Genomic DNA, 13,409 nt, shown 5'->3' with positions numbered 1-13,409 from the left:
CATCCACCGCTGACACTCATGTCATGGAGAACTGCAATGGAACAGCAAAGCTATCTGAGGATCCAGCAAGATCCCAACTTCCAGGAGCTGGTCGCCAAGCGCCAGCGTTTTGCCTGGGCCCTCTCGGCTCTGATGCTGGGACTCTACCTGGCGTTTATTCTGCTCATCGCCTTTGCCCCCGGTTGGCTCGGCACCCCGCTCAGCGACAGCACCACCGTCACCCGTGGCATTCCGGTCGGGGTGGGACTGATCCTCTCCTCCTTCGTGTTGACCGGCATCTATGTGTTTCGGGCCAACGGCGAGTTTGACGAGCTGAATCAGAAAATCCTCAAGGGAGTGCAGTCATGAGCGCAAAAAGCATGAAAGGCAAGTGGCTGCTGTTGGCCTCACTGGCCTCCTCCCCCCTGCTGGCAGCGGATGCGCTGACCGGCGAAGTACAACGCCAACCCCTCAATGTGTCGGCCATCGTGATGTTCGTGGTCTTTGTGGCCGCGACCCTGTTCATCACCTACTGGGCCTCCAAGCGCAACCGCTCGGCTTCCGACTACTATGCGGCCGGTGGCCGTATCACCGGCTTCCAGAACGGTCTGGCCATCGCCGGTGACTATATGTCCGCCGCCTCCTTCCTCGGGATCTCCGCGCTGGTCTACACCTCCGGCTATGACGGCCTCATCTACTCCATCGGCTTTCTGGTGGGCTGGCCCATCATTCTGTTCCTGATCGCCGAGCGGCTGCGCAACCTCGGCAAATATACCTTTGCCGATGTCGCCTCCTATCGTCTCAAGCAGACTGAAGTGCGTACCCTCTCAGCCTGTGGTTCGCTGGTGGTGGTCGCCCTCTACCTGATCGCCCAGATGGTCGGAGCCGGCAAGCTGATCGAGCTGCTGTTTGGCCTGCAATACCATGTGGCCGTGGTGCTGGTCGGTATCCTGATGGTGCTCTACGTGCTGTTTGGCGGCATGCTGGCCACTACCTGGGTGCAGATCATCAAGGCAGTGATGCTGCTCTCCGGTGCCAGCTTCATGGCCATCATGGTCATGAAATCGGTCAACTTCGATATCGGTGCCCTGTTTAGCGAAGCGGTCAAGGTGCACGAGAAAGGGATCGCCATCATGAGCCCGGGTGGCCTGGTTGCTGACCCCATCTCCGCCATCTCGCTCGGGCTGGCATTGATGTTCGGTACCGCCGGTCTGCCACATATCCTGATGCGTTTCTTCACCGTGAGCGATGCCAAGGAAGCGCGTAAATCTGTGTTCTACGCCACCGGCTTTATCGGCTACTTCTACATCCTCACTTTTATCATCGGCTTTGGCGCCATCTTGCTGGTGAGCACCAACCCGGCCTTCAAGGACGCCACCGGCGCCCTGCTGGGCGGCACCAACATGGCGGCAGTCCATCTGGCCAATGCGGTCGGTGGCAGCCTGTTCCTCGGCTTCATCTCCGCCGTGGCATTTGCCACCATTCTGGCGGTAGTTGCCGGATTGACCCTGGCCGGAGCCTCTGCGGTCTCCCATGACCTCTATGCCAGTGTGCTGAAGAAGGGCAAGGCCAACGAGAGCGATGAACTGCGTGTCTCCAAGATGACGACTCTGGTGCTGGGTGTGGTTGCCATTGGTCTGGGGATCCTGTTCGAGAAGCAGAACATCGCCTTCATGGTCGGTCTGGCCTTCTCCATCGCCGCCAGCTGCAACTTCCCGGTGCTGTTCCTCTCCATGTTCTGGTCACGCCTGACCACCCGTGGCGCCGTCTATGGTGGCTGGCTGGGGCTGGTGAGCGCAGTGACCCTGATGATCCTGGGCCCGACCGTGTGGGTGAAAGTACTGGGCCATGCCCAGGCTATCTTCCCCTACGAATACCCTGCCCTCTTCTCCATGGGTTTGGCCTTCATCGGGATCTGGTTCTTCTCCATCACCGACAGCTCCCAGAACGCCGCCGACGAGCATGCCAAGTTCCTGCCGCAGTTCGTTCGCTCCCAAACTGGGCTGGGTGCCTCTGGCGCCACCTCCCACTAACAGATCAAGTTCATCCTTCCAAGCCGGCTTCGCGCCGGCTTTTTTTATTGCCCATCAATCGGCTGCACGCCCCGCTTGCCCCGATCAAGATCACACTTCTCGCTAAAACTTTCGGGGGATCTGTGCCATAATGCGCGCCATTTGACAGACCAATCGGGACACATACCTTGTTAAGCAGCAACAACATCACCATGCAGTTCGGCGCCAAGCCGCTGTTTGAGAACATCAACGTCAAGTTTGGCGGCGGCAACCGCTATGGCCTTATCGGCGCCAACGGCTGTGGCAAGTCCACCTTTATGAAGATCCTCGGTGGTGATCTGGAGCCCACTGGCGGTAATGTGAGCCTGGATGTCAACGAGCGCATCGGTAAGCTGCGTCAGGATCAGTTCGCCTACGAAGATATGCGCGTACTGGACGTGGTCATGATGGGTCACACCGAGCTGTGGGCGGCTATCGCCGAGCGCGATGCCATCTACGCCAACCTCGAAGCCACCGACGAAGACTATATGAAGGCCGCCGAGCTGGAAGGTCTGGTTGCCGAGTATGACGGCTACACCGCCGAAGCGCGCGCAGGCGAGCTGCTGCTGGGTGTCGGCATTCCGCTCGAGCAGCACAACGGCCCGATGAGCGAAGTGGCGCCGGGCTGGAAACTGCGGGTGCTGCTGGCACAGGCGCTGTTCTCCAACCCCGATATCCTGCTGCTGGACGAACCGACCAACAACCTGGATATCAACACCATTCGCTGGCTGGAGCAGGTGCTCAACGATCGTGAAAGCACCATGATCATCATCTCTCACGACCGTCACTTCCTGAACTCCGTCTGTACCCACATGGCGGATCTGGACTACGGCGAGCTGCGCGTTTACCCGGGCAACTACGACGACTACATGCTGGCCGCCACCCAGGCGCGCGAGCGTCTGCTGGCCGACAACGCCAAGAAGAAGGCCCAGATCGCCGATCTGCAATCCTTCGTCTCCCGTTTCAGCGCCAACGCCTCCAAGTCCCGTCAGGCGACCTCCCGTCTCAAGCAGATCGACAAGATCAAGATTGAGGACGTCAAGGTCTCCAGCCGCCAGAACCCCTTCATCCGCTTCGAGCAGGACAAAAAGCTCTATCGCAACATCCTGGAAGTGGAAGGTGTATCCAAGGGTTATGGCGACGGTCCCCTGTTCAAGGGCCTCAACATGATGATGGAAGTGGGCGAGAAGGTCGCCATTCTGGGTACCAACGGTATCGGTAAATCGACTCTGATCAAGACCCTGGTCGGCGCACTGGCTCCGGATACCGGCACCATCAAGTGGTCCGAGAACGCCCAGATCGGTTACTACGCTCAGGATCACGCCGAAGACTTCGACACCGATCTCAACGTGTTCGACTGGATGGCCCAGTGGAAACAGGAGAACGAAGACGAGCAGGCTGTACGCTCCATACTGGGCCGTCTGCTGTTCTCTCAGGACGACATCAAGAAGCCGGTCAAGGTGCTCTCCGGTGGTGAACAGGGTCGCATGCTGTTCGGCAAGCTGATGATGCAGCGCCCCAACATCCTGATCATGGATGAGCCGACCAACCACCTGGACATGGAATCCATCGAATCCTTGAACATGGCGCTGGAGCTCTACCAGGGGACCCTGATCTTCGTCTCCCACGACCGCGAATTCGTCTCCTCTCTGGCGACCCGCATCCTGGAGCTGACTGAAGATGGTATCCGCGACTTCGGCGGCACCTACGAGGATTACCTGCGCACCCAGGGCGTGGTGTAACCCCCGCCTTGCAAGCTCGCAATGAAAAACCGGCACACACGTGCCGGTTTTTTTATATTCCGTATTTAGACGACTGAGATGGCGTATAGCAGTGGTGTGACTACACGCCACAGAGCAGAGGGCAGAGAGCAGAGAGCAGAGAGCAGAGAGCAGAGAGCAGAGAGCAGAGCTTGAATATCCCCCCTCTTGCCCACAGATAAAAAAACGGCTCCATCACGGAGCCGTTTTCAATGGGTTGCGCAGTGCCGATTACTCGACGGTCGCTTCCACACTGGTGAAGTACTCGATCTTGGCTGCTTTGCGCAGCTCGTCGATCAGAGACTTGTAATCCACTTGGGCTTTGCCCTGACCCAGCTGAGCTTGCAGCATGGCGGCCATGCCGGATGCGGCGGCAGGTACGTTGACCTTGTCCAGCGCAACTACAACGCGGTCACCATTGGTCTCGGCAACCAGAGCAACGCTCGGCTTGCCGTCGATCGGATGGGGCAGCGTGAACGCCTGGGCAATCAGGTTCTGATCCAGCTCGCGATCGAAACGGGCAACCCCTTTGTGGGTCTCCACTTTCAGACCGAGTGCAGTCAGATCGGCGGTGATGCTCTCACCGACTTTCAGCTTGTCCAGCAGACCCTGGGCCTTGCCACGGGCCACTTCGCTAGCCTTGTCATGCTTGATGGCGGCAATCACCTGCTCTTTCACCTCGGCCAGCGGCTTGACCGCTTTGGGCTTGTGACCAGTGATGTGCAGCACCAGCGCCTTGCCGTCAGCCAGCTCGATCACGTCGGAGTTTGTGTTGTCATCGCGCAGCTGTTCGGAGAACGCAACAGAGAGTACCTTGGGATCGTTCAGCGGAGCCGGAGCAGTCGCCTGGGTGAAGAAATCGGAAGATTGAACCTTCATTCCCATGGCGTCAGCGGTCAGATCCAGCGAGTCCGGGTTTTCGAAGCTGTTGTCAGCCATCTTCTGCTGCTCGGCGAAGAACTTCTCCTTGGCCTTGTCAGCTTGCAGACGAGTGATGGTCTCTTCTTTCACATCGGCAAACGGCTTGGTCTGGGCTGCTTCAACCCCCAGCAGCTTGATGATGTGGAAACCGAACGGGCTCTTCACCACGCCGGAGAGATCGCCAGCCTTGTTCAGGGCGAACGCGGCTTTCTCGAAGGCCGGATCCATCACCCCTTTCTCGAACCAGTCCAGCTCGCCGCCTTTTTTGGCAGAGAAGGTATCGGAAGAGTCAGCCTTGGCCAGCGCAGCGAAATCATCGCCCGCCTTGGCTTTGGCCAGCACGGCTTCTGCTTTCTGCTCGGCCGCTTTCTCATCCTTGCCAAACGGGATCAGGATGTGAGCCACGTGGCGACGCTCGGCACGCTGGAACAGATCCTGGTGCTGATCGTAGTAATCCTGGGCATCCTGCTCGGTGACCTTGATATCCTTGGCGAGGTTGGCAGCGTCCAGCAGCAGATAGTCGACCTTGACCTGCTCGTCGTTCATGAAACGGGCGCCATTGGTCTTGTAGTACTGCTCGAGCTCGTTGTCGGAGACCTGAACGTCAGCCATGTAGTTGGCGGCAGCCAGACGCACCAGACGCAGATCGCGAGTCTGGTTGTAGAGCTTGTCGAGCTGCTCCGCTTCGCCCTTGAGGGAGAATTCGGTGCCCAGCAGGGCGCTCATCAACTGTTGACGCACCATGTCCTGACGCAGGGAGTCACGGAACATTTCGGGAGTCATGCCGGCACGACGGATCAGCTGCAGATAACGGTCATTGTTGAACTTGCCGTTCTCGGCAAATTCCGGCATGGCCACGATGGCTTGCTTGATCTGCTCATCGCTGACGCGCAGACCCAGTTCACGGGCCTTGCTGTCCAGCAGCGCCTGATCGATCAGGCGATCCAGCACACCGCGGCGGAACTGTTTCATGTAATCGGGGTTCGCGGCCAGCTGGCTGAATGCCTCTCCCATCTGGGATTCCATGCGGGCGCGCTCGTTACGGTAGGCATTTTCCAGTGCGGTTGCACTGATTTCTGTGCCGTTGACAGTGGCGGGGGCGGTACGGGCCGGGCCGTTCAGGTAACTACCTACACCAGCCAAGGCAAAGGAGAGGATGATCAGGCCCAAGATAACCTTGGCTACCTTGCCCTGCGCCCCTTCGCGTAGTTTATCCAACATCATGTTTGTACTTATGCTCCCGAACTCGATGGGCGTAAACAATAAAAAGGCGCACCGATTGCGATGCGCCTTGGTCAATCAGTATGAGAGAAGACTCTCTAACTTGTCTGGTCTGCGACCAAGGACGGTAGCCGACGGATATCAGCGACCGACTTAGTTAACAGCGTCTTTCAGGGCCTTACCGGCTTTGAAGGCAGGAACTTTACCAGCAGCGATTTCGATGGTCGCGCCAGTCTGCGGGTTACGGCCTGAACGGGCAGCACGCTCGCGTACAGCGAAAGTACCGAAACCAACCAGAGCAACCTGGTCACCCTCTTTCAGCGCTTCACCAACAGCATCAATGAAGGCATCCAACGCACGGCCAGCGGCAGCTTTGGAGATATCGGCACCGTCTGCAATCTTGTCAATCAGTTGAGATTTATTCACTCTTATATTCCCCTTTTATCGAACACCGCTGCGGCGCTGATTTCCCTGGCCACAACAAGTGGAGGTTTTATAGCAAGCCTCCTGATCAGTTGCAAGTGACAATCTGGCGCAAACCCGCGCCACACAACGCATTGCGACTCATCACGAGTACCCGATCGGTGGTCAAGGCTACTTCCGTTATCGGGCGCATGCAAGCCTTAACCACCCGTCGAATGCGCCAAATTTGCGGCGCATCAACATTTACACGACAGAAACGCGCTCAAACCCCTGCGGATTGTCCTGCAACGCCAATTCCAGCACCTCGTCAATCCAGCGAACCGGATAAATTTCAAGGTCTTGTTTGACGTTTGCCGGGATCTCCTCAAGGTCACGCTCGTTCTCTTTCGGAATAAGCACTCGCTTGATGCCGCCACGATGGGCTGCCAGCAACTTCTCCTTGAGACCGCCGATGGGCAGCACTTCGCCGCGCAAGGTGATCTCCCCTGTCATCGCCACATCAGCACGAACCGGATTACCGGTCAAGCTGGAGACCAGGGCAGTACACATGGCGATACCGGCGCTCGGACCATCTTTGGGGGTGGCCCCTTCCGGTACGTGCACGTGGATATCGCGCTTCTCGTAGAAGTCAGCATTGATCCGCAACTTCTCGGCACGGGTACGCACCACCGTCATGGCCGCCTGAATGGACTCCTGCATCACTTCACCGAGAGAACCGGTATAAGTGAGCTTGCCTTTGCCCGGCATGTTGGTGGTCTCGATGGTAAGCAGATCGCCCCCCACTTCGGTCCACGCCAGACCACATACCTGACCAATCTGGTTCTGGTCGGTGGCTTTGCCGTAATCGAAACGCTGTACCCCGAGGAACTCCTTGAGGTTGGCCTGATTGACCTGAACATGCTTGATGCTCTTGTCCAGCAGGATGCGCTTGACCGCTTTGCGACAAATCTTGGAGATCTCGCGCTCCAGACCACGAACCCCCGCCTCGCGGGTGTAGTAACGGATCACCCCGACCAAAGCAGAATCCTCGATGGTGATCTCGGACTCTTTCAGGCCGTTGCGCTGGATCTGCTTGGCAACCAGATGCTGCTTGGCAATGTTGAGCTTCTCATCTTCGGTGTAACCGGAGAGACGGATCACCTCCATCCGGTCCAGCAAGGGGCCCGGGATGTTCATGGAGTTGGAGGTAGCCACGAACATAACGTCCGACAGGTCATAATCCACTTCCAGATAGTGATCGTTGAAGCTGTTGTTCTGCTCCGGATCCAGCACTTCCAGCAAGGCGGATGCGGGATCGCCGCGCATGTCCGAGCTCATCTTGTCGATCTCGTCGAGCAGGAACAGCGGGTTCTTCACGCCGACTTTCGCCATCTTCTGGATGAGTTTGCCGGGCATGGAACCGATATAAGTACGGCGGTGACCGCGGATCTCCGCTTCGTCACGCACCCCACCCAGAGCCATCCGCACATATTTGCGGCCTGTCGCCTTGGCGATGGATTGGCCCAACGAGGTCTTGCCCACACCGGGAGGCCCAACCAGACAGAGGATAGGGCCCTTGAGCTTGTTAACCCGTGCCTGTACCGCCAGATATTCGAGGATGCGATCCTTGACCTTCTCGAGGCCATAGTGATCGGCATCCAGCACCTCTTGCGCCTTGCCAAGGTCTTTCTTGACCTTGGATCGCGCCTTCCACGGCACCTGTACCATCCAGTCCACATAGCTGCGCACCACGGTAGCCTCGGCGGACATGGGAGACATCATCTTCAACTTGGAAAGCTCGGCCTGGGCCTTTTCACGGGCATCTTCCGGCATGCCAGCCTCTTCAATCTTGCGATTGAGGGCTTCAAACTCATCCGGGCTATCTTCCAGCTCACCCAGCTCTTTCTGGATGGCCTTCATCTGCTCGTTGAGGTAATACTCGCGCTGACTCTTTTCCATCTGCTTCTTGACGCGAGTACGGATGCGCTTCTCGACCTGCAGCAGGTCAATTTCCGACTCCATCATCGCCATCAGGAATTCGATGCGCTCGGAAACCGAGACGATCTCCAGCACCTTCTGCTTGTCTTCCAGCTTGAGCGGCATGTGGGCCGCCATGGTATCTGCCAGACGCGCAGCATCGTCGATCGCCGAGATCGAGGTCAGTACCTCGGGCGGGATCTTCTTGTTGAGCTTGATATAGCCTTCAAACTGGCCGATGGCGGAGCGAACCAGCACTTCCTGATCCTTCTCCTCAATGGCTTGGGAGGGGATGTATTGGGCCTCGCAGACAAAGAAATCCTTGTCGTCGATCATCCGCTCCAGGCGGGCACGCTGTCCCCCCTCTACCAGCACCTTGACGGTGCCGTCCGGCAGCTTGAGCATCTGCAGAATATTGGCCACTGTCCCGACGGTGAAGATCTCCTCCACAGTCGGCTCATCGGTTGACGCATCCTTCTGGGCCACCAGCAGAACTTTCTTGTCCTGCTCCATGGCCGCTTCCAGACAGCGAATGGATTTTTCCCGCCCCACAAAGAGTGGAATGACCATGTGGGGATAAACCACCACGTCACGAAGAGGCAGGACGGGAATCTCGATGCGTTCTGAACGCTCTAGGTTCATATATGTCCTCTCGGCTTGTTATACCGTTGGCAAAGCGCTTGGCTGAGTATATGGGGGCGCGGAGATGAGATTCAATCGCCGAAACCGCAAAAAGCATGAAAGGGGCAAAAAGCCCCTTCCATTCGATTAAAAATCAGACATTTACTCTGATGCAGCAGCCTGGGTTTCGGGATTTTCGTAGATCATCAAGGGCGCGGAGTCCCCTTTGATCACGGTCTCGTCGATCACCACCTTGCTGACCCCTTCCAGAGAAGGCAGGTCATACATGGTATCCAGCAGCACGGCTTCCACGATGGAACGCAGACCACGAGCACCGGTTTTACGCTCCATCGCCTTGCGAGCAATGGCGTTGAGTGCGTCGTCACGGAACTCCAGCTCGACCCCTTCCAGGTCGAACAACGCAGCGTACTGTTTGGTCAGCGCGTTTTTCGGCTCTTTCAGGATCTGGATAAGGGCTGACTCGTCCAGCTCGGTCAGGGTCGCGACCACCGGCAAACGGCCGATGAACTCGGGGATGAGACCATACTTGATCAGATCTTCCGGCTCTACCTTGGCGAAGGTCTCGCTCAGGGTGGCCTTGGCATCCTTGGATTTCACCTCGGCGCCAAAACCGATACCGGTTCCCTTCACGGAACGCTGCTCGATCACCTTGTCCAGACCGGCAAAGGCACCGCCACAGATGAAGAGGATCTTGGAGGTATCAACCTGCAAGAACTCCTGCTGCGGATGCTTGCGACCACCTTGCGGCGGCACGGAAGCGATGGTCCCTTCGATCAGCTTGAGCAGTGCCTGCTGTACCCCTTCCCCGGAGACATCGCGGGTGATGGAGGGGTTGTCCGACTTGCGGGAGATCTTGTCGATCTCGTCGATATAGACGATGCCACGCTGGGCTTTCTCTACGTCGTAGTCGCACTTTTGCAGCAGCTTCTGGATGATGTTCTCCACGTCCTCGCCCACATAACCGGCTTCGGTCAGGGTGGTCGCATCGGCCATGGTGAACGGCACATCCAGCAGACGAGCCAGAGTCTCGGCCAGCAGGGTTTTACCGCTACCGGTCGGGCCAATCAGCAGGATGTTGGATTTGCCGAGCTCCACACCACTGTTTTCGCCGCTGTTGCGCAGACGCTTGTAGTGGTTGTAGACGGCAACGGCCAACACCTTCTTGGCGTACTCCTGCCCGATCACATAGTCATCGAGATGAGCGCGGATCTGATGAGGGGTCGGCAGCTCGTTACCATCGCGCTTGGGCGAGATCTCGCGGATCTCTTCGCGGATGATGTCGTTGCACAGCTCGACGCACTCATCACATATGTAGACGGAAGGGCCAGCGATCAGCTTGCGCACTTCATGCTGGCTTTTGCCGCAAAAAGAGCAGTAGAGCAGCTTATCACCCTCACCCTTGCGTTTCTCTGTCATTCAGCAACCTCGTTTTATCAATAGAGGATGGATCGGCCTGTTGAGTTTACAACAGACCGGGACACCCTGCTCAGCTACGCTGGCTCAGGACACCGTCTACCAGACCATAGGCCACGGCCTGCTCGGCGGACATGAAGTTGTCACGATCGGTGTCACGCTCGATGGTAGCCATGTCCTGACCGGTGTGGAACGCCAGGCGCTCGTTCAGGGTATTTTTAATCTTCAGGATCTCCTGGGCGTGGATCTGGATATCAGATGCCTGACCCTGGAAGCCACCCAGCGGCTGGTGGATCATCACACGGGCATTAGGCAGGCAGAAACGCTTGCCCTTGGCGCCACCGGCCAGCAGGAAGGCACCCATGGAGCAGGCCTGCCCCATGCAGACGGTGCTGACATCCGGCTTGATGAACTGCATGGTGTCGTAGATGGACATGCCCGCAGTCACCGAACCACCCGGCGAGTTGATGTAGATATAGATGTCCTTGTCCGGATTCTCGGACTCGAGGAACAGCAGCTGGGCAACCACCAGATTAGCCATGTGATCTTCAACCTGACCAGTCAGGAAGATCACCCGCTCTTTCAGCAGACGGGAGTAAATATCGTAGGAACGTTCACCCTTGGCAGTCTGTTCGACCACGATGGGGACCAGCGCATTGCTGGGAGAATCGGTCATATCGTTATAGTTCTTGTACATAAGGCATTGTCCCTAAAATAAAATGGCCCGAGTGGAGTTCACACGAGCCATTATACTTAACAGTCTTGACCTTAAGTCAAATGTTCTTAGGCAGCGGCGCCAGACTTGTTGATCACTTCGTCAAAGGCAACTTCTTTTTCGGTCACTTGCGCTTTGGACAGGATCAGGTCGATGGCTTGATCTTCTACTGCCAGGTTACGAACGCCGTTCAGCATCTGTTCGTTCTTCTGATAGTACTCGATCACTTCCTTCGGATCTTCGTAGGCAGTCGCCATGGACTCGATGATGCTGTTTACACGGGCATCGTCAGCCTTGATCTCGTTGGTGCGGATCACGTCTCCCAGCAGCAGGCCTACGCGTACACGACGCTCGGCTTGAGCCTGGAACAGTTCAGCCGGCAGCTCGGGAGCGTTACCGCCCTGGAAACCACCGAAGCGCTGCAGAGCCTGCTGACGCAGAGCATCGATCTCTTGAGCAACAGCTGCTTTCGGCAGGTCGATTTGGTTGGCTTCAACCAGACCGTTCAGAACCTGCTCTTTCACGCTGTTTTTCAGGGCTTGAGCCAGTTCGCGCTCCATGTTCTTGCGCACTTCGGCTTTCAGCTCTTCAACAGAACCGCTCTCGATACCGAAACGCTTGACGAACTCTTCGGTCAGCTCAGGCAGGATCTGCTCTTCAACCTTGATCAGCTTGGAAGCGAACTTGGCTTCTTTGCCTTTCAGGTTTTCAGCGTGGTAGTCAGCCGGGAAGGTCACTTCAATGGTGAACTCGTCGCCCGCTTTCTTGCCCAGGATGGCGTCTTCAAAGCCCGGGATCATGCGGCCAGCGCCCAGCACCAGGTTGAAGCCTTCAGCTTTGCCGCCGTCGAACTCTTCACCGTCGATGGAACCGACGAAGTCCATGGTCACACGCATGCCATTGGCAGCGGCAACATCGGCATCAGCCCAGGTAGCGTGCTGCTTGCGCAGGGTGTCGATCATGTTGGCCAGATCTTCATCCTTCACGGTCGCAACCGGCTTCTCGACCTTGATGGTCTCGAGACCTGCAACTTCGAACTCCGGGTACACTTCGAAAGTGGCGGTGAACTCGAAATCCTGACCTTCTTTGATCTCTTTCGGATCCATGGTCGGGGCACCGGCCGGGCTCAGTTTGTTTTCGATGATGGCTTTGATGAAGTTGCTCTGCATCATTTCATCAGCAACGCGGGCGTGAGCCATGGCGCCGAACATCTTCTTGATGATGGCAACCGGAGCCTTGCCAGGACGGAAACCGTCGATGCGACGAGTTTTGGCCAGGCCATTCAATTCTTTACGCACAGCGGCGTCTACGGTAGCAGCCGGTACAGTGATGGTAAGACGGCGTTCCAGACCCTGGGTTGTCTCTACAGAAACTTGCATTCTTCTACCTCGTTCAACTCAGCACTGTGTGCTGACCCTTTATTGCCCCTGGGCAAAGCCCGGAGTCTTCCTGTTTATAAAGACAACGATATGTCTTTGTGATGAGAAAATATGACGCGGCATTATAGCGGCGCACTTTGGTCGAGTCGAGCCACACATCCCCCACATTGAGCGGCGTGCAAGCACAATTCGTGCAAAACTGCCCTTTATATGGGGAGAGAGGTGCCCGACTTCAACTATCCGATGGCAATAATTTTGCGTTTGTTCACCTTTTTTCATCCGAACGCCGCTTTATTGCCCATTTTTCACCGAAAAACAGCCCACCGTTGCGGGCGGCGACTCAATTTGTCCAGCCAAATGGCGATTGGGCCAATCAACCATTGCGTCCCTACCCCTCCCTCGTTATGGTGGCAACCAAATTGATGATCTGGAGTCACTCACATGGCCTTTTTCCGCTTCTTGTTCAATCTGCTCTGGTTTGTACTGGGAGGTGTCTTTATGGGCCTGGCCTGGTGGCTGGCCGGTCTTGTCTGCTTTATCTCGCTGGTCGGCATCCCCTGGGGACGTGCCTGCTTCGTGATCGGCACCTTTACCTTCTTCCCGTTTGGCAAGCAGGCCGTCAATCGCAAGACCATGACTGGCCAGAGCGATATCGGCACCGGCACTCTGGGGCTGATTGGCAATATCCTCTGGTTCGTGCTGATCGGTGTCTGGCTCGCCATCGGCCACATCGCTTCCGCGCTGGCCTGCTTCGTGACCATTATCGGTATTCCGTTCGGTATCCAGCACCTCAAGTTGGCACTCATCAGTCTGGCGCCTATCGGCCAGATGATTGTGACCAACCAGGAGGCGGAATCGGGCCGCTATATCCGCTAACTGCGGGAAATGCGCGGGCAGACGCTGCCCTGCAACGAAAAAAAGGGCAGACTAGGGTCTGCCCTTTTCTATT

The 13,409-nt window shown here is 57.0% G+C and carries 10 protein-coding genes; 4 read left to right on the top strand and 6 right to left on the bottom strand.

Annotated elements, in window-relative coordinates; genetic code table 11:
* Positions 1-36: 36 nt before the first annotated feature.
* From G5533_RS01700 to G5533_RS01690, 3 genes are all read left to right on the top strand, one after another.
* A complete protein-coding gene (locus G5533_RS01700; protein ID WP_005336970.1) occupies positions 37-348 on the top strand; it encodes a DUF485 domain-containing protein in 312 nt (103 codons plus the stop codon).
* A gap of 11 nt (positions 349-359) precedes the next feature.
* A complete protein-coding gene (locus G5533_RS01695) occupies positions 360-2,012 on the top strand; it encodes a cation acetate symporter (protein WP_441254427.1) in 1,653 nt (550 codons plus the stop codon).
* 167 nt (positions 2,013-2,179) lie between these two features.
* A complete protein-coding gene (locus tag G5533_RS01690) occupies positions 2,180-3,772 on the top strand; it encodes an ABC-F family ATPase (RefSeq protein WP_058057478.1) in 1,593 nt (530 codons plus the stop codon).
* Positions 3,773-4,021: 249 nt separating this feature from the next.
* Here G5533_RS01690 and ppiD read toward each other — a convergent pair whose 3' ends face one another.
* The 6 genes from ppiD to tig all read right to left on the bottom strand — a co-directional run bounded on the left by ppiD (position 4,022) and on the right by tig (position 12,460).
* On the bottom strand, positions 4,022-5,935 hold the full coding sequence (gene ppiD, locus G5533_RS01685; RefSeq protein WP_202005989.1) for a peptidylprolyl isomerase: 1,914 nt from the start codon (positions 5,933-5,935) through the stop codon (positions 4,022-4,024).
* Positions 5,936-6,085: 150 nt separating this feature from the next.
* Complete coding sequence (hupB, locus tag G5533_RS01680; protein ID WP_005315375.1) at positions 6,086-6,358, bottom strand: nucleoid-associated protein HU-beta; 273 nt, start codon at positions 6,356-6,358, stop codon at positions 6,086-6,088.
* Between the two features lie 240 nt (positions 6,359-6,598).
* On the bottom strand, positions 6,599-8,953 hold the full coding sequence (gene lon / locus G5533_RS01675) for an endopeptidase La (protein WP_421204792.1): 2,355 nt from the start codon (positions 8,951-8,953) through the stop codon (positions 6,599-6,601).
* Positions 8,954-9,094: 141 nt separating this feature from the next.
* Positions 9,095-10,369, bottom strand: coding sequence for an ATP-dependent protease ATP-binding subunit ClpX (gene clpX, locus G5533_RS01670; protein ID WP_005336977.1), 1,275 nt, complete (start codon positions 10,367-10,369; stop codon positions 9,095-9,097).
* Between the two features lie 70 nt (positions 10,370-10,439).
* On the bottom strand, positions 10,440-11,063 hold the full coding sequence (clpP, locus tag G5533_RS01665; protein WP_005336979.1) for an ATP-dependent Clp endopeptidase proteolytic subunit ClpP: 624 nt from the start codon (positions 11,061-11,063) through the stop codon (positions 10,440-10,442).
* 86 nt (positions 11,064-11,149) lie between these two features.
* A complete protein-coding gene (gene tig / locus G5533_RS01660) occupies positions 11,150-12,460 on the bottom strand; it encodes a trigger factor (protein ID WP_005345092.1) in 1,311 nt (436 codons plus the stop codon).
* A 441-nt stretch (positions 12,461-12,901) separates the two neighbouring features.
* Here tig and G5533_RS01655 point away from each other — a divergent pair, with 441 nt between their 5' ends.
* Complete coding sequence (locus tag G5533_RS01655; RefSeq protein ID WP_005336982.1) at positions 12,902-13,336, top strand: YccF domain-containing protein; 435 nt, start codon at positions 12,902-12,904, stop codon at positions 13,334-13,336.
* Positions 13,337-13,409 lie beyond the last annotated feature (73 nt).

Source organism: Aeromonas sp. A600620 (genome assembly GCF_029479985.1).
Classification (GTDB): Bacteria; Pseudomonadota; Gammaproteobacteria; order Enterobacterales; family Aeromonadaceae; genus Aeromonas; species Aeromonas veronii_A.
This window is presented reverse-complemented; position numbering and strand designations above follow the sequence as displayed.